Origin of the sequence: Frankia nepalensis (assembly GCF_016786325.1) — a bacterium.
Taxonomy (GTDB): domain Bacteria; phylum Actinomycetota; class Actinomycetes; order Frankiales; family Frankiaceae; genus Pseudofrankia; species Pseudofrankia nepalensis.
The window spans coordinates 13883-30703 of sequence record NZ_JADWYU010000249.1 but is presented as its reverse complement, the minus strand read 5'-3'; the positions used below and the strand labels follow the sequence as shown (position 1 = coordinate 30703).

General features: G+C 78.2%; 11 protein-coding genes and 1 pseudogene. 7 read left to right on the top strand and 5 right to left on the bottom strand.

What is annotated here, in order from left to right:
• From I6A81_RS38740 to I6A81_RS38720, 5 genes and pseudogenes are all read right to left on the bottom strand, one after another.
• Nucleotides 1-2494 (bottom strand): annotated as a pseudogene (locus I6A81_RS38740) (hypothetical protein); the annotation flags it as partial.
• 377 nt (nucleotides 2495-2871) lie between these two features.
• On the bottom strand, nucleotides 2872-4602 hold the full coding sequence (gene larC / locus I6A81_RS38735; protein WP_307875195.1) for a nickel pincer cofactor biosynthesis protein LarC: 1731 nt from the start codon (nucleotides 4600-4602) through the stop codon (nucleotides 2872-2874).
• Nucleotides 4599-5471 (bottom strand): nickel pincer cofactor biosynthesis protein LarB, encoded by an 873-nt coding sequence (gene larB / locus I6A81_RS38730; RefSeq protein ID WP_307875194.1) that lies wholly within the window; start codon nucleotides 5469-5471, stop codon nucleotides 4599-4601. Before larB ends, larC begins: the two co-directional genes overlap by 4 nt.
• Before the next feature lie 168 nt (nucleotides 5472-5639).
• Nucleotides 5640-6587 carry a phosphotransferase family protein gene (locus I6A81_RS38725; protein ID WP_203004327.1) on the bottom strand — a complete coding sequence of 316 codons (948 nt, stop codon included), beginning with the start codon at nucleotides 6585-6587 and terminating at the stop codon, nucleotides 5640-5642.
• Nucleotides 6588-6632: 45 nt separating this feature from the next.
• Entirely contained in the window at nucleotides 6633-8321 is a 1689-nt protein-coding gene (locus tag I6A81_RS38720; protein ID WP_238429530.1) for a hypothetical protein, read from the bottom strand.
• Nucleotides 8322-9031: 710 nt separating this feature from the next.
• Between I6A81_RS38720 and I6A81_RS38715 the strand changes: the two genes are divergently transcribed.
• The 7 genes from I6A81_RS38715 to I6A81_RS38685 all read left to right on the top strand — a co-directional run bounded on the left by I6A81_RS38715 (nucleotide 9032) and on the right by I6A81_RS38685 (nucleotide 16808).
• Nucleotides 9032-9916, top strand: coding sequence for a GNAT family N-acetyltransferase (locus tag I6A81_RS38715; RefSeq protein WP_203004328.1), 885 nt, complete (start codon nucleotides 9032-9034; stop codon nucleotides 9914-9916).
• Nucleotides 9913-10914: a dihydropteroate synthase gene (gene folP, locus I6A81_RS38710; protein WP_203004329.1), complete on the top strand. Its 1002-nt coding sequence runs from the start codon at nucleotides 9913-9915 to the stop codon at nucleotides 10912-10914. The genes I6A81_RS38715 and folP overlap by 4 nt, the downstream gene beginning before the upstream one ends.
• A gap of 51 nt (nucleotides 10915-10965) precedes the next feature.
• The gene (gene folB / locus I6A81_RS38705) at nucleotides 10966-11460 is read left to right on the top strand and encodes a dihydroneopterin aldolase (protein WP_407661447.1); all 495 of its coding nucleotides are present in this window, start codon (nucleotides 10966-10968) and stop codon (nucleotides 11458-11460) included.
• Entirely contained in the window at nucleotides 11457-12119 is a 663-nt protein-coding gene (gene folK, locus I6A81_RS38700) for a 2-amino-4-hydroxy-6-hydroxymethyldihydropteridine diphosphokinase (RefSeq protein WP_307875193.1), read from the top strand. The genes folB and folK overlap by 4 nt, the downstream gene beginning before the upstream one ends.
• Nucleotides 12120-12129: 10 nt before the next feature.
• The gene (locus I6A81_RS38695) at nucleotides 12130-12567 is read left to right on the top strand and encodes a DUF3180 domain-containing protein (protein WP_203004331.1); all 438 of its coding nucleotides are present in this window, start codon (nucleotides 12130-12132) and stop codon (nucleotides 12565-12567) included.
• 197 nt (nucleotides 12568-12764) lie between these two features.
• Nucleotides 12765-14024 carry a hypothetical protein gene (locus I6A81_RS38690; protein ID WP_203004332.1) on the top strand — a complete coding sequence of 420 codons (1260 nt, stop codon included), beginning with the start codon at nucleotides 12765-12767 and terminating at the stop codon, nucleotides 14022-14024.
• Between the two features lie 66 nt (nucleotides 14025-14090).
• Entirely contained in the window at nucleotides 14091-16808 is a 2718-nt protein-coding gene (locus I6A81_RS38685; RefSeq protein WP_203004333.1) for a helicase-associated domain-containing protein, read from the top strand.
• The last annotated feature ends 13 nt before the right edge of the window (nucleotides 16809-16821 follow it).

Sequence of the window (16821 nt, the reverse complement as noted above, 5' to 3'; positions counted from 1 at the left end):
TTGTTAAACCCCCCCCGGCGCCGGCCCCCCCCCCGGGGGGGGGGCGGCCCGCCCCGTTCAGCTCACGCTGGCCCGGCTGGCCCGGCTGTCGTTGGTGGCCGTCGGGAAGCGGCCGAGGCGCGCCGGGGCGCTGGCCGCTGACCTCCCATCCGACCTCCCAGATCGGCTTGCGGGCGTCCCCGATCGGCTTCCAGACCTCCCCGATCGGCTCCGCCGATCGGGCAGGGACCCCGGATCCGGCGGGAACCGCCGGTCCGGCGGGAACTCCGGGGCCCTCGACGACCCACGGGCTGGGAATCCGGGCGGGTGGCGCCGGCGGGACCGGCCTGGGGCCGCCGCCGACCGCGATGTCGCCTCCCGGCCTTGCCTCCACCACGGGGCCGGGACCGAACGCGGAGGCGCCGCCGTTCGCCACGCCGCCCACCGGGGCCGCGGGGCCGCGGGCGGCGCGCGGGTCGCGCTCCACCCTCAGGCCACCGGCCGGGGGCCCGGCGGGGCGGGCGTCGCCGGGGCCGCCGAGGACGAACGGGTCGACCGGCCGCGGCGCGCCAGTTCCGGGTGGCCCGCCGGCGGCCGGGCCGGGCCTGCCGGCCGGCGGGTAGCCGGCGCCGCCACCAGCGCTGGGCGTCGAGCCGCCGGGACGCTGCCCGATGGCCGCCGGCCCCGCGAGATGTGGCCCGGCGGGCGGGCCGCCTGGTCCGGCGGGCGGTCGCGGGGGCGCGTTCGGGTTGTCCACGGACAGCCCTGTCGGCGGCCAGGACGGATGACCGGGGGCCCAGGGCACATGCCTGCCCGTCCCCGGTCGCGGCTCGTCGGCGCGGGGGAGGCCAGCCATCGGGTCGCGCTGGCGCGCGTAGTCGGCCGGCGCGCCTCCCGGCCCGCCGATCGGGTCGTGGGGGGACAGGCTGAACGGGTCGTGTCGCGACGGGTCGGCCGGCGACCGGCCGGTGGTCACGAAGGGGTCGCCGGGCACGCCCGGCGCCGGTCGGGCGGGCGGGGCCTGCCTACCGCCGCTCCCCGCGGCTCCCGGCGGGTCCGTGGGCACGTAGGAGGGATAGCCGGCCTGCCAGTTGTCCATCAGCCGCTGCCCGCCGGGCGCGGCCGGGGGCCTGGGCGGCGGGGCCGCCGGCTGGGCCGGCATGCCGGCGCGCGCCGACGGGTACTCCGATGCCCTCGGGTATTCAGGGGTCCTTGGATATTCGGGGGCCCTCGGGTACTCCGGAGCCCTCGGTGACCCCGCCGGATCCCGGGTTCCCGTCGCCTCGGCGAAGCCCGGGGTCCCCGCCGGATCCGGGGTCCCTGCCCGATCGGCGGAGCCGATCGGGGAGGTCTGGAAGCCGCTCTGGGAGTTCTGCTGGGCGGTCCGGAAGTCGGTCTGGGGGGTTCGCGGAGGGGTCCGGGAGCCGGGCTGGGAGGCCGGCGACCAGCCGTTCGGCGTCGCTCGTGGCGACGTGCTCGGCGACGGGGAGCCGACGGAGAAGCCGCTGAACGCGTCGCGCTCGGGCGCGCGCGCGCCGAACGCCTCCGGGGTGCCTGGGCGGTCGGCCGGACCGGGCCCGCCCGGCGGCGGGTACGCGGGGGTGCCCGGTACCGGTTGGCCCGGGGCGCGTGGGGGCGCGGGCGGGCGGGGCGAGTCCCAGGAGTCGGCGCGCCAGCCGGGCCCGTCAGGCGGCTGCCCGCCCGGCCTGGCGGTGAGCTGGCCATACGCGTCGAAGCCCCCCGGGCCGGGCATCGGCGGGGCCGCGCGGGTGGGGTTCGCCGGCCCGCTGACCTCCCAGGGCGGCCGGGCGGGAACCCCGGCGACACGCGGGCCGCCGGACGGTGGCGGCGGCGGGGGGGATGGAGGTGGCGGCGGGACCGGCCGCGGGCCCGCGGCGTCCACGTCCGCCACCCGGGCGACCGGGGTTCCCGCGGGTTCGGCGAAGCCGGCTCGGGGGATCGGCGGCGGGAAGGCGCCGGGTGCCTGCGGCCGCCAGTCGGGCGCGGCACCCCAGCGGTCGTTCAGGGTCTCGCCGGGCGCGGCTGGAGCGTGACCGGGCGAGCCGCGGAATCGGGGGTTCTCCCCACCGGGCGGCGGCACTGGCGGCGGCGGTGGTGGAGAGAGCGGTGGCGGTGGCGGCGTGTACTGGCCCGGAGCGCCCACGCCGGGCAGGCGTCCGACCAGCGGGCTGTCGGCGCCGTAGGAACCGTCGTAGGAACTGCCGTAGGAGCCGTAGAAGCCGCTGCCCGGCTCGCCAAGCGGCTCCCCGTGGCCTCCCCGAACTGGTTCCCGGACCTGCCCGCTCGGCTCCGCCGATCCGACAGGAACCCCGGATTCGGCGGAAATTCCGAGGACCCCGGCCGCCTGGCCGAGGTACCCGTTGGCGAACGGCAGTGACGTTGGACCGAGCCGGTCCGCGCCGGGTGGCGCCGGAGCGACGTCCACGCGCGGCTGCCCCGGGTACCGCGAGGGCGAGTACCCGTTCCCGGCGTCGATGTCCGTGTCGCTCCTCATGATCCCATCCGGTCTGCCCCGTCATGGGCGGAGATCTCACGATCCGGCCCAGCGTCCGCTTTGTCCACAGAAACCCCTCCCGCGGGGGATGGGCACACCGAGGACTAGAACACCGATGGGCTAGTCCATGGCGCGGAGATGACCAAAGATCACTATAAGCACCCACCCCATAGTCCCATGCCGGCGGGCGGTGGGCTCCATGGCCTTCCCGATCGATGAGCCGCTGTGGTTTCGGTGCCCGAACACGCGTCCGTCGGCCAGCCGGCGAGACGCCCGAGAAGCCGGCGGGCCGGGAGCAGGCGGCCAGGCGACGAGCTTCACGGTGCCAGCGGGCCCCGGGCGCCGCCACGTGGGCCGTGTGTGGGCCGTCGCGGCGGTCATCGCGCGCCAGAACCCCCGCCGGAACCCTCGTCGATGCCCGAGCCGGCACCCGAGCCGACGCCCGGACCGGGCGCGGGGGCATCGGACCAGCGGCCGGCGTGGGCGAGCGCGGACGCGGCGGCGAGCACGCGGCGTGTGGGCCAGCCGAGCTCCCCCGCCGCCCGGGCGACGTCCTCCCACTCCGGCTGGGCGACCCCGTCCAGGGTCGCGTCGCCTCCGGCGCCGCCGAACGAGATCTTCACCCGTACCGGGTGACCGGCCACCTCGACCGCGCGCATCCCGCGCGCGCGGGCGTGCTTGCGGACCGGGATCTCGCGCAGCCCCAGGGTGGAGGTGTGCCGGAAGACCGCGGCCCGCGCCGCGGCCGCGTGCCACGGCGGCACCAGCGCGCGCAGCGTGTGCGCCGGGCGGCCCTTCTTCATCAGGATCGGGGTGAGCCAGGCGTCCACTGCCCCGGCGTCGAGCAGCGCCGTCAGCACCGACGGCCAGACCCGCGGGTCCAGGTCGTCGACGTTCGCCTCCAGCAGCAGTTCCTCGCTGGTCACCACGCCCGCGGCACCGTCGCCGTCGCCGGGGCGCCCGGCGGCTTCAGCCGCCGGCCCAGGGTCTCGGCGCGCGTGGTCACCGCCGGAGTGACCACCGTCCGAGTGACCACTGCCGGAGTGGTCACCGCCGGAGTGGTCACAGTCGAGATGGCCACCGCCGAAGCGGTCACCGTCGAAGCGGTCACCGCGAAAGTGACCTCCATGGGGGTGGTGACCGTGGGGGTGGTCGCCGTGGGAGTGGGCGTCGTTCTGGTGCCGACCATGCGCCTGACCGCCGTGGGCGTGGCCACCGGGGTGGTCGTCCACGCCGAGGGCGTGGGCGGTGGCCGGCTCGGCCGCGGACGTCGGCGGCCCGACGGCCCGGCGGGCCGACGGCCCGGCGGGGCGGTCGCCGAGGGCGTCGCCGACGACCAGGCGGACGATGTTGGGCCTGCCGGGCAGGTCGCGGGTGCCGGCGCCACTGCCGACGGCCGTCACCCGCAGCGGCGGCAGCTGGCCGTAGTCGGTCGCCGCCGTGACGACGAGCGCGGCGCCGGTCGGGGTGCACAGCTCGACGGCGACGGGGCCGCCGGCGGCCGGCGCGCCGGCCGCCGCCAGCAGCTCCAGCACGGCCGGCCCGGGGATCGGCAGCACACCGTGCGCCGTCGCCGCGCGGCCCCCGCCGAGCGCGATGGGCGTGGCCACCAGCTCGTCCAGCGCGAGGTGGTCGAGACCGGCGGACACCCCGACCACGTCCGCGATCGCGTCCAGCGCGCCCACCTCGTGGAAGTGCACCGCGGCGGGATCGATCCCGTGCACTCGCGCCTCGGCGGCGGCGAGCGCGGCGAACGTCGCCGTCGCCCGCTCCCGGACCGGCGCGGCCAGCGGCGCGGCGGCGAGCAGGGCGCGAATGTCCGCCCAGGTGCGCGCCCCCGCGGAGGAGGCGGGCGCGGGCCCGTCATCCGGGAGGACCCACGTCGTGGCGTCGCCGGCTGGCGTGCGGACGTCGACCTTGGTCGCGGCGAGGCCCGCGCGGCGCACCTGGCGCGCCTCGAGCCGGATGGGCAGCCCCAGCGCGTCCACCGCGGCCGTGAGGACGTCGAGGGGCACCCCGGCACCGACGAGCGCGCCCAGCAGCATGTCGCCGCTGGCGCCGCAGGACAGATCCAGCCAGCCGACCCGGCGCGGGCCCGGGTCGGTCACCGCGGGCCGGCCGAGCCCGCGGTGACCGTGGCCTTGCCGTCGGCGGCGGCTGGCTCGGCCCCGGGGAGGCGGTCGCCCGCGGCGCGGGCGACCCTGGCGGCGAACAGCCCGGCGCCGAATCCGTTGTCGATGTTGCAGACCGCGATCCCCGGCGCGCACGCGGTGAGCATTCCGAGCAGCGCCGCCAGCCCGCCGAACGCCGCGCCGTACCCGACGCTGGTGGGCACCGCGACCAGCGGCACACCGACCAGCCCGCCGATGACGCTGGGCAGCGCGCCCTCCATGCCCGCGACCACCACCAGGCAGTCGGCGGACGCGAGCACGTCGCGGACCGCCAGCAGCCGGTGCAGCCCGGCCACCCCGACGTCGCGCAGCACCTCCACCCCGGCGCCGCTCGCCGCGGCGGTCAGCGCCGCCTCGTCCGCCACCGGCCCGTCCGACGTGCCGGCACAGACCACGACGACCCGGCCGCGCGCGGGCGGCGGCTGGCCGACGGCGACGGTCGCGAGCCGCTCGGCGCCGCCACCGCCGGGGCCGTCGGCCACCTGGGCGTCCGGCCAGCGGGCGAGCAGCGCGTCGACCGTCTCCCGGCCGGCCCTGGTGACCAGGGTGGGCCGGCCACCGCCGCTCGCCGCGCGCAGCGCGGCGCCGATGCCGACCGTCTCGGCCGCGGTCTTGCCGGCCCCGTAGACGACCTCGGGGTCGCCGGTCCGCACGCCGCGGTGTGTGTCGACCCGCGCGTAGCCGAGATCGACGAAACCGGCGCCGTTGCCCAGCGGCCCGGCCGCGAGCCTGGCCAGCGCCTCGTCCGTGCCGACCCGGCCGGCGGCGACCTCGGTCAGCAGCGCGCGCAGCTCCACTGTGTCCACCGCGACCAGTCTGCCGAACGGCGCCCGGTCCAGACCAGCGCGTGACCGACGGAGCCGGTCACGCCCCGGTCACCCCGGTCACAGTTGGTCATAGGTGATGACGGTCGGCCACCGCCCGCGTGCCGGCCGCCACCCGCGCGCCGGCCGCCGCCGGGCGGTGGCCCGCGCCTACCGGTAGGGAGCCCAGCGGATGGTCTGGTCGCCGGCGCGCAGGCTGGCGAGGCGGACGCGGAACTGAGCGGCGACGGTCGGGCTGCTGGCCAGGATCGGCAGGACGCTGGTGACGAGTTTGAGCTCGCGAACGGCGCGCAGGGCGCCGAATCCGTCCCACCGGGTGACGTCGACGCCGTAGGCGGCGGCGAGCTCGGCGTGCCGGCTGGGCGGGTGGCCGAACCGCAGCGCCCCGACGGCCACCGGGACGAGGTCCCACTCGGCCGGGCCGACGCTGACCGAGTCGAAGTCGCAGAGCAGGACCCGCCCGTCCGGTGCCCTGATCAGGTTGCCGAGGTGCGCGTCGCCGTGGACCACCGCGGTCGGCAGCCGGTAGCGCACCGCGCGCAGGTCCGTGGCGACGCGGTCGAGGAGCTCCTCGAGGAAGTCCCGGTCGGCCGCGGGCAGCCCCTCCGCGTCGGAGATCCGCCGGCGGGCGTCGTCGAGCGGGTCCCAGTCGGGCAGCGCCGGCCGCGGCGGCTCGAGGGCGTGCAGCCGGCGCAGCGCGGCGCCCAGGTCCGCGGCGCGCGGGGCTGTCGAGGCGAGGGTCCCCTCGTCCGCCCGCGCCGTCTCGTCCACCCACACCGTCGCCCGCGCCCCGCCGGCCGTCACCGGCGCCGGCACGCCGGGGAACAGGCGGACGGCCGGCACCCCCGCGGCCTCCAGCCAGCGGGCCACCCGGATGACCTTGGGGATCCGGTGGGTCATCGCGGGCGACGTCGCGATGCGCACGACCGCCGCGGCGCGGGGCAGCCGATAGACCGAGTTGACGGTGAGCTTCAGCGCGACCGCGTCCGTGTCGTCCAGCCCCGCCACGGCGCAGATCGCGGCGAGAGCCTGGCGCGAGGCGGCGGCGGTGAACCGCCCGCCCGGCTCAGGCGACGCCTCGCCCCGCGCCGTGGGCATTCCCGAGTCGCGTCTCGTGGGTGGTCCGGCCGGCCGGGGCGGGGGTCAGTCGCTCGCGCCAGGGAGCGTTAACCCGGGGGGTGTTCTCGGGGCGTCGCCGTCCAGCCGGCCGGCCCGGACGGCGGCGGCCGCGGCCTCGGGCGACCCGTCGCCTGACCCCTGCTGGGCCGCTGAGCGCTGCCACTCGCGGACCAGCGCGGCGAGCTCGCGCACCTCGGGCACCTCGCCGTGCGGCCGGGTCGCGGCCAGCAGCTGGTCCGCCCGCCCGGACACCGAGGCCACCGTGCGTCCCCAGGAGATGTTGATCGCCTCGCCGGCCAGCGAGCAGGCCCGCTCCAGCTCGAGCCGGCCCGCCCGGGCCAGGGCGAGCGCCAGGTCGAGGCGGATCACCGACCGGAAGCCCGGCGCGTCCATCCCGTCGAGCTTCGGCAACGCGAGCTCGGCGTGCTCCTCGGCGGCGCGCGGCCGTCCGAGCAGGCACAGCGCGGTGGTGGCGTTGTAGGAGACCTCCACCGGGTGGAACTCGTCGAAGCTGGGACCCGGCCGGCCCCACCGGTCCGGCGGGATCTCGTCGGCGAGGTCGTAGGCGTGGTCCAGCGCCCGGGCGGCTCCCTGGACGTCCCCGAGGCCGGCCAGGGCGCGGGCCTCCTGGCAGACCAGCCGGGCGCGCACCGGACCGGCGGTGACGTGGCGCTGGCCGTCCCTGGCCAGCCGCAGCGCCTCGTCCGGGCGGCCGTCGTAGAACTCGGTGACGGCGCCGACCTCGCGCGCGGAGCCGCACAGCGCCCCGTCGCCGGCGGCGAGCCCGGCGGTGTACCCCTGGGCGGTGAGCACGCGGGCGGCGGCGACGTCGCCCTGCTTGAAGGCGGCGTCCGCGCGCAGCACCGCGACCCGGCCGGCCAGCACCCGCAGCCGCTTCCACTGGCTGTCGGCCATCCGGCGGCGGGCGAGCCGCTCCAGGCCGCGGTGCAGCCGGGCGGTCTGGGCGAGGATCTGCGTTGGCGGGATGACCTCGTGGGCGCCGAGCGCCTGGAAGAGCACCCGCTCCGCCCGGTCCAGCGCGAGCTGTACGGGGCTGGCGGCGAGCATGCCCGACACCTCCATGATCTGGCCCTCGATGAGCAGCGCGCCCACCACCACGCCGGCGATCCGGTGGAACTGGCGGCGGTCCGACGTTCCTGGGCCTGAATCGTCCTCGCTCTGGAGCGCCGGGCCCGCGTCCGGCGTGGTCTGGGCGGTGGTCTTCTTCCCGAACGCCGGGCTGTTACCGGTCAACGCGGGTGACTCGGGTGACCTGGCCCCGGTCGCGGCCGAGGACGCCGGGGCGGCGCGGTTGGCCCGCGGCTCGTCGGCGGCCGGGCCGGCGTCCGTCGTGGCGCCCGCCTTGGCGCGCTCGGAACCGTCCGACGCGGCGCCCGCCGCGCTTCCCCGCCGCGGCGCGCCGGCGGGCGGCTGACCGCCGGTCAGGCCCGGGTAGCCCGCCGGGTGGTCGTCCGGGGAGCGCCGCGCGGCCGGGATGACGACGAACCAGTCGCCGTGGCCCGCCGGCGCCTGGTGGGGGGTCGCCTGGCGGGGCGGGTCCTGGTCGGCCCGGGCCGGGGCGCGGTCGAGGCCCGGCCGCGCGCTCGCCGCGGCGCCGCCGTCCTCGGGCGCCGCGGCGGCGTCGTCAGCGTTGCCGGCGCCGTCGGCGTCGTCCGAGGGCTCCTGGGGTAGTCCACCCGTGGCTGGCGGCATCCGGGTCTCCTCTTCCGCGGGCCGAAGCCGGCCTCGATTGGCTGTGGCTAAGGTCGGGACCATCTTGGGACTTTTGGCCCTGCCGGGAAGGCTAGGCATCTTGTGTTCTCGCGGAACCCGTGGGCCGGGACGGCCTACGTCCAGACCACGGTCGACGGTGCGTGACCGTGATTACGGTCACGGAAGGTCACGGCCATGCCGTCGAGTTGGCCGGCGCGCCGCTGTATGCGAGGCATGTTAGGATGCGTCCCCTATGGGCGTATGAGCCCCATCTGACCAGACTTGTCCGGCCTGGTCCCCCGTGGTCTCGGCCGGGTGCCCGTACGGGCCTCCGGTTGCTCCGGAAGGGCTGGTTCGCGGCTCCCTGGAGAATTTGGCCGTAGCTCCATGACGAAAAGTCACTGCCATGGGTTTGCTGGTGACTGTGTGGGGTGGGCGACGTCCGCGCGGCGTGCCGGCCGGCGATGAACCCCGGTGCGCGGTTCCCGACGGCCGACGGCCGGGCCGCGAGCGGCCGGCTGGCCGGTCCCGCACGAGCCGCCCACCCGGTGGCGAGGAGGGTCTCGCCGAGGTGGGCCGGTCGGTAGCCTCGGGAACATGTCCCGCCGTCCCGGAGCCCCCCGGCCGCCCTTGACCACGGGCTCCCGGACGCGCCGGGCCCTGGCGGGGCGCGTCGGCCGCGCGGCCGCGCCGCCCCCCGGCGGTGCCGGATGAACGTGGCGGCGGATCCCCTCGCCGCGCCGCGCTGGTTCACCGACACGGCGGCCGACGCCGAGCTGGGCCGGGTCACCGGCTTCGCGGACCGGGCGGCCCTGACGGCCGAGCTGGAGGCGCTGGCCTTCCGGGGCTGGCCGGCCCTGCGCACCGAGGCGGTCGGCGGCTGGGTGCTGCGCGACTCCGGGGGCGTCACCCGCCGGGGCAACTCGGTCTGGGCGCGCGGCGACGTCGCGGACCTGACCGGCGCGCTGGCCGCGGTGGAGCGGTTCTACGCGCGGGCCGGCCGTCCGTCGATCTTCCAGCTCACGCCCGTGTCGCGGCCGGACCGGCTCGCCGACGCGCTGGACCGGGCCGGCTACGCGCCCGACAGCGGCCCCACCGACGTGTGCGTCGCGGACCTGGCCACGCTCGCGGCGGACGGCGCCGTCTCGCCGGCCGGCCGGGGCGTGGCCGTCCGGACGAGCCTCGCCGAGCGCCCGGACGAGAGCTGGCTGAACGTCTGCGCCGCCGGCGGGATGTCGATGTTCGGCGCGCCGCGGGCGACGAGTGTCGACGTGCTGTCCCGCGTCACCCAGCCGACGGCCTACGTCACCGCGACGGTCGACGGCGCGCCGGTCGGCGCCGGCCGGGCCGTCGCCGACGGTGAATGGCTGGGCATCTACAGCATGGCGACGCTGCCGGCCGCGCGCGGCCGGGGCGTCGCGACGGCGGTGCTCGCCGCGCTCGCCAGGTGGGCGGTCCTGGCCGGCGCGCGCCGCGCCTACCTGCAGGTGGAGCAGGACAACGCCGCGGCCCGCCGGCTCTACGCCGGACGCGGCTTCCTGCCCGTCTACCGCTACACCTACCGCGTCCTGGCGCCGTCGGGACGGCTGGGATGACCGGCGGCCAGGACGTCATGGCCCGGCTGCTCGCGGCCGGGCCGACCCGGGTGATGGGCATCGTGAACGTCACGCCCGACTCGTTCTCCGACGGCGGCACCTACGCCGACCCGGCCGACGCCGTGCGCGCCGGGCTGCGGATGGTCGCGGACGGCGCCGACCTGGTCGACGTGGGCGGGGAGTCGACCAGGCCGGGCGCGGCCCGGGTGGACGTCGCCGAGGAGCGCGGCCGGGTGCTGCCCGTCGTCGCGGAGCTGGCCGCGCGCGGCGCCGCGGTGAGCGTCGACACGACCAGGGCCGCGGTGGCCGAGGCGGCCCTGGACGCCGGCGCGGTGCTCGTCAACGACGTCTCCGCGGCGGCCGAGCCGGACCTGCTCGCGCTCGTCGCCGAGCGCGACGCGTACTACGTGCTCATGCACTCCCGAGGCGCGAGCGTCGACATGGCCAAGCGGGCCTACTACGGCGACGTCGTGGCCGACGTCCTCGCCGAGCTCGGCCGGCGCCTCGACGTGGTGCTCGCGGCCGGGATCAGCCCGCGCCGGGTGATCATCGACCCGGGCATCGGCTTCGCCAAGCGCTTCGAGCACAACTGGTCGCTGCTCGCGCACCTCGACGCGTTCGCGGCCCTCGGGCGGCCGCTGCTCGTCGGCACGTCCCGCAAGTCCTTCCTGGGGGCGCTGCCCGCCGGGCCTGGCCGAGATCCCGCCCGGCTGGGCGAGGCGGATCCGGCGGGTCCGGCGCCGCGCCCCGTCGAGGAACGGGAGGACGCCACCCAGGCGACCACCACCCTGCTGGCCTACCAGGGAGTGTGGTGCGTGCGGGTGCACGCGGTCCGCCCGGCGGTGGACGCCGTCCGGGTGGTGGGCGCCTGGGTGGCGGCGGCGGAGCGTGACCTGGGCCCCTCCCGGACCGGCGAGGCCCTGGATTCCTGGCCCGAGGGGCCGGCGGCGCGCGGCACCGGGAACGCTGGCCTCGGGCACCGGGCGCGAGGAGCCTGAGAGCGCCGCGGCGCGATGACGGCGAAGGACCGGGCGAGGGGAGCACACGGCGTGGAGCAGGTGGGAACGGTGGACCGGGTCGCGGTGGAACGGGTCCCGGCGGAACGGGCGGAGCGGGCGCTGCCCGCGGACCGGATCTCGCTGACCGGGCTGCGGGTGCGCGGCTGGCATGGCGTCCTGCCGGCCGAGCGCGAGCTGGGGCAGGAGTTCGTGATCGACGTGACCCTGTGGCTGGACACGGCGCCCGCCGCGGCCGCCGACGACGTGACGCGGACCGTGCACTACGGGGAGCTGGCCGAGGCGCTGGCGCGGGTCGTCGGTGGCGAGCCGGTGGACCTGCTCGAGACGCTGGCCGCCCGGCTGGCCGACGTCTGCCTGGCCGACTCCCGGGTCGAGCGAGCCGAGGTGACCGTGCACAAGCCCGCGGCGCCGATCCCGTTGGCGTTCGGCGACGTCACCGTCACCATCACCCGGGACCAGGATGCCGCGACGGCGGCCAGGCCGCGCGCCACCGCCGGCACCGTGGCGGACCTGGACCGCGGGTGACCGGCCGCGCCACGGGAGCCGCCCGGCCGGGCGGCGGGCCGCGGGCGGTGCTGGCGCTCGGGTCCAACCTCGGAGACCGGGAGGCCACGCTGCGCGCGGCCGTCACCCTGCTGGACGAGCGGCTGGGCGTGCTCGCCGCCTCACCCCTCTACGAGACCGTTCCGGTCGGCGGCCCCCCGCAGGACGACTACCTCAACGCGGTGCTGCTGACGCGCCCCGCGCCGCCACGCGAGCTGCTCGAGGCGGCCCGCGAGGCGGAACGGGCGGCCGACCGGGTCCGCGTGGTGCGCTGGGGCCCGCGCACGCTGGACGTCGACGTGATCGCGTGCGGCGAGACCGTCAGCGACGACCCGGAGATCCTGGTGCCGCACCCGCGGGCCCACCTGCGCGCGTTCGTCTGCGTGCCATGGCTCGACGTCGACCCGGACGCGACGATCCCCGGCCACGGCCGGGTCGCCGACCTGGTCGCGGGCCTGGCCGCCGCCGGCGAGCCGACCTCCCGGATTGGCTCCGCCAATCCGGCAGGGACCCTGGCCGGGCTGCGCCGCGTCGCCGAGGCTCCCGCCGGACCGGCGCCGGCCGGGGCCCTCGCCGCCCCGGCGACCTGGGAGGCCGGCTGGCTGGCCCCCGACCGCGGCGCGGGTCGCGTGGGCGGATGAGGACGCGCCGATGAGGCCGACGCGGGCGGCCGAGCTCGTCATCGCCGGGGTCGTGACCGGAGTCCTGGCCTACCTGCTGCTGGGCTGGACCTACCGGTCGCTGCCCGAGCTGCCGCGGACCGGCCCGCTCTCGGTGTTCGTCGTCGCCCTGGTGGAGCTGCAGACGGCGGACATCACCCGCCGCAGGCTCGCCGGGCGGCCCGGCACCAAGCCGATCATGCCGATCACGGTGGCCCGGCTGGCGGTCCTGGCGAAGGCGAGCTCACTCACCGCCGCGGTGATGGCCGGCGGGTGGGCGGCCCTGCTCGGTTACACCGCCGCGCACTACGACGAGTTCGGCACGGCCGGTGCCGATCTGATCACCGCTGGTCTCGGCCTCGGCTCGGCGGTCGCGCTGCTGGCGGTCGCCCTTCTGCTGGAGCGTGTCTGCCGGGTCCGCCGTCGGTAACGGGCCGTACCCGGGCGTCGGGGGCGGTGACGGCACTCCTAGGCTAAGCACTTACCGTGACGGACACGGCGGCGCGCGAGCCTGTCGCGCTCGCCGCGCGGCGGGTCTGCCCGCCTCCGTGTCCGGTCACCGTGTCAGGTCGCCGTCGCCACCCGTGCCCGCCGCGGTGCGCCCAGACCGGGGGGAGGTCGCCCCACATGGTCGTCGAGGCCAACGGGTTCCGTGGCGACCACGTGGGCGGGCAGCCCGGCGGTGGCTGGCCCGCCGACGAGTGGGCCACGGGCGAGTGGTCGGCCGACGACTGGGGTGGCTGGTACGGGCCGACCGGCGGTGGCGGGCCGGATGATCCCGGCCCGGCGCGCCCCGAGCCGTCGAGGCCGCCTCGCTCCGGCCGGCCCTCGAGCGCCTCGCGCCCCGTGCCCGGCGGGTCGGCGTTTCCGGACGCGGATGACGCGGGCTGGGGCGGTTCCGCCGACCCGCCGTCGTACGCGCGGGCCGCGTGGGGGCACGCGGGCCCTGGCGCCGATGACGCCGCGGCCGAGCCGGACGTGGCGATTGGCGGTCTGTGGCGGCCGGGCCACGCCCCGCCCATCGAGCACACCAACCGGATCGAACGGCGTGGCTGGCTGGCCGCCAGGACCGACGGCGCCGACCCCGCCGACGGCGTGGGTCCGGCCGACCGCGTGGGTCCGGCCGACAGGGCGGGCCGCGTCGGCCGGGCGCGCACGGGTGCCACGGGTGCCAGGGATGCCAGGGATGCCGTCGGCGGACCGGACAGGACCGACCGGGCCGCCCCGGCCGGGGACCCGCCGGATCGACGGCACGGTTCCCGCCGGACCGGCGGCGAGCCTCCCGCCGGATCCGGGACGCCCGCCGGATCGGCGCGGCCGGTCGGGGAGGCCCGGTCGGTCCGGGAGGCCGGCGACCAGGGAGGCCGCCGATCCGGCAGGTCCGCCGGCAGGAACCCGGGCGCGAGACGGGCACGGCCCGCCGCGAGCCGCTTGGACGGGCTGGACGCGGTCAGCTCCACCAACGTCCACCTGAGGCTTGGCGACGAGGGGCCGGCGCCCGGCGGTGGTCCGCCCGCTCGTGACCCGGACGCGGCGGCGCGGGCGGCCCGGCACGACGCGGCCGCCGCCGTTCTCGTCGACACCGGCGGCTGGCGGCCCGACACCGGCCGGGGCTCGGCGCGGCAGGCCTCGCGGATCGACGACGCCGATCCGTCAGCGGCCGCGGGCGAAGCGGACCTCGAAGGCCGGCGACCGGTCCGCCGCCCGCCCCCCGAGCACCGGCCGATCGCGAAGACGGTCAAGACGGTGGTGCTGGTCGGTGTGGCCTGGTTGGGGGTCTCGCTGGGCCGGGATCTGGCACTCCCGGGGGATGCCAGCCTGCCGAGCCGGATCGCCGACTGGGCCCGTGACCACCACCTCGGCTTCGTCATCGAGGTGGGAAGCTGAGGCGGCCACCCGGCCCGATCCCGCCGCAGTGACCTGCCTCTCAGGAAGCTGGGCTACCGTCGGAGGGTGTCATCGCCGGGCCGCCAGGACGACTACGAGGAGCCGACCACGCTCCCGGCATGGCTGCGTGCCTGCTCCGACGACGACCTGACGAGGCTGTTCGAGCTGCGGCCGGATCTCGCGACGCCACCGCCGCCGGACTTCGACATCCTCGCCGCGCGCCTCGAGATCCGGGTCAGCGTCCTGCGCGCGCTGGACACCCTCGACATGTTCACGCTGGAGGTCGGCCAGGCGCTGACGCTGGCGCCCCCGGGGGTGTCCCCGCGGCGGCTCGCCGAGATCTGCGGCGGCCTCGACGTCGGGCCGGCGGTCGCGGCGCTGCGTGACCGCGGCCTGCTGTGGGGGACGGCCGAGGCGCCGCGCCTGGTCGGCATGGCGCGCGACCTGCTCGGAGACCGGCCGCTGGGGCTTGGCCGGCCGGTCAGGGACTGCCTGGCCGGCTACCGGCCGCCGCAGCTCGCGCGGCTCGTCACGGCCCTCGGCGCGTCCGGGAGCTCCGCCCGGCGGACCTCCCGGACTCCCGCCCGGCCCGAGCGGCTCGCGGACCTGAACGACCAGCGAAGCCGGTCGGGCGGGAAGCCCGGATCCGGCGGGAACCCCGCCGCCGATCCGGCGGGAACGCCGGGCCGGGCCGATCCGGGCAGCCCGGTGGCCGCGACGAGCCGGTCGACGGCCCCGGACCGCGAGGAGCTCGTCGACGTCGTCAGCCAGCGGCTGGCCGACGCGGACCTGGTGCGCCGGCTGGCCGCGGAGTGCTCGCCGGCGGCGGGCCGGATCCTGGACCGGCTGGCGGCGGGCCCGGCGCGTGGGGCCACGGCCGAGGCCGGCCGGCTGTTGTCCGTCGACGCGGCGCGCACGCCCGTCGAGGAGCTGCTCGCCAGGGGCCTGCTCGTCGGCGTCGACGCGGACGAGGTGGAGATGCCCAGGGAGGTGGGGATCGCGCTGCGCGGCGCGGCGCCCACCGGTCCCCTGCACCCCGAGCCCCCGGAGCTGACCGGCGCCGCCGTCGACCCGGCGTCCGTCGACCCCGCCGCCGCGCTCGCCGCCGACGCGGTCGTCCGGCAGGTCGCCACGCTGTTGGAGGCGTGGGGGGCCGCCCCGGTCGTGCCGCTGCGCACCGGCGGGCTCAGCGTGCGGGACCTGCGCGCCGCCGCCCGGCTGCTGGACGTCCCCGAGCCGGTCGCCGCGTTCGTCGTCGAGCTGGCCGCCGCCACCGGGCTGGTCGACAGCACCGGCGGCGTCGACGCGCGGATCGTGCCGACGACGCTGTTCGACCGGTGGGGTGTCGACGACCCCGCGCGGCGCTGGGCGGCGCTGGTCGAGGGCTGGGCGCGGTCGACGGCCGTGGCCACTCTGGTGGGGGAGCGCGACGAGCGCGGCCGGCAGATCTCCGCCCTGTCGGTCGACGTGCGCCGCCCGGCCGCGCCAGCGACTCGCGCCGAGGTGCTGACGGCGCTGGCCGCGGCCCCCGCCGGGGTGGCGCCTGCGCCGGCGGACGTGCGGGCGCTGCTGGCCTGGCGCGCCCCGCGGCGCGGCGGGCCGCTGCTGGAGCGGCTCATCGACGCGACCCTGCGTGAGGCGGAGCTGCTGGGCCTCACCGGACGGGGCGTGCCCGCGACGACCGGCCGGCTGCTCGCCGAGCTGCTCGCCCCCGCGGGCCCCGGCGGCGCCGGCCAGCCGGGGGCGGGTCGCGTGGGCCCGCCGGGGCCGCCCGGGTCGTTCGCCGACGCGCTCGCCGACGCGCTCGCGCCGTTGCTGCCCGAGCCCGTCGAGGAGCTGCTGCTGCAGGGCGACCTCACGGCGGTCGCCCCCGGCCCGTTGGTGCCGGAGGTCGCGGCCCAGCTCGCGCTGCTGGCCGACATCGAGTCCGCCGGCGCGGCCACCGTCTACCGCTTCTCCGAGGAGTCGCTGCGCCGCGCGCTCGACGCCGGCGTCTCGCCGGCCGACATCCACGACCTGCTCGCCCGGCTCGGCCGCGGCGGGGTGCCGCAGGCGCTCACCTACCTGGTCGACGACACCGCCCGCCGGCACGGCCGGCTGCGTTCCGGCCCGGCGGAGTCCTACCTGCGCTGCGACGACGCGGTGCTGCTCTCCGAGGTGGTGGCCTCCCGGCGCACCCAGACTCTGGGGCTGCGCCGGATCGCGCCCACCGTGGTCATCTCCCGGCTGCCGGTGCCGGAGCTGCTCGACGGGCTGCGCGCCGCCGGGTTCGCTCCGGCGGCCGAGGGCGCGGACGGCCGGGTACTGGTGAGCAGGCCCCAGGCGCACCGGACGCCGGCGCGGGCGCGCTCGGCGGCGGCCGACCCGGCCGCGGTGCGCCGCGGCCAGCTGCGCGACGCGGTCCGGCTGGTGCGCCGCGGCGACGAGTCCGCGCGAGCCCTGCGCCTCGCGGGGATCGGGACCGGCGCGAACTCCCGGCAGGCCTCCCGGAACGGCTCAGCCGATCCGGCGGGCGGTGGGCCGGACGGCCTTGTCCGGTCGGCGCCGATGATCCTGGTCTCCCTGCAGGCCGCGGTGCGGGAGCGGCGCCGGGTCCTGCTCGGCTACGTCGACGCGCAGGGGAAGCAGAGCGACCGGATCGTGCGGCCCACCTCGGTCGAGGGCGGCTGGCTGACCGCCTGGGACGAGACCGTGAACGGCCCCAGCCGGTTCGTGCTGCACAGGGTCACCGGCGTCGCCGACATCACCGATCCCTTCGACCTGCCCGGAACCAGCTCGTCCTAAGGCGCTTTCCGCG

What these genes read in the sequence shown, in the direction of transcription:
- I6A81_RS38725 (WP_203004327.1), bottom strand. Translation starts at nt 6,587, where the DNA reads ATGCCCACGGCGCGGGGCGAGGCGTCGCCTGAGCCGGGCGGGCGGTTC.
- I6A81_RS38715 (WP_203004328.1), top strand. Translation starts at nt 9,032, where the DNA reads ATGAACGTGGCGGCGGATCCCCTCGCCGCGCCGCGCTGGTTCACCGAC.
- I6A81_RS38690 (WP_203004332.1), top strand. Translation starts at nt 12,765, where the DNA reads ATGGTCGTCGAGGCCAACGGGTTCCGTGGCGACCACGTGGGCGGGCAG.
- I6A81_RS38720 (WP_238429530.1), bottom strand. Translation starts at nt 8,321, where the DNA reads ATGCCGCCAGCCACGGGTGGACTACCCCAGGAGCCCTCGGACGACGCC.
- I6A81_RS38695 (WP_203004331.1), top strand. Translation starts at nt 12,130, where the DNA reads ATGAGGCCGACGCGGGCGGCCGAGCTCGTCATCGCCGGGGTCGTGACC.
- folP (WP_203004329.1), top strand. Translation starts at nt 9,913, where the DNA reads ATGACCGGCGGCCAGGACGTCATGGCCCGGCTGCTCGCGGCCGGGCCG.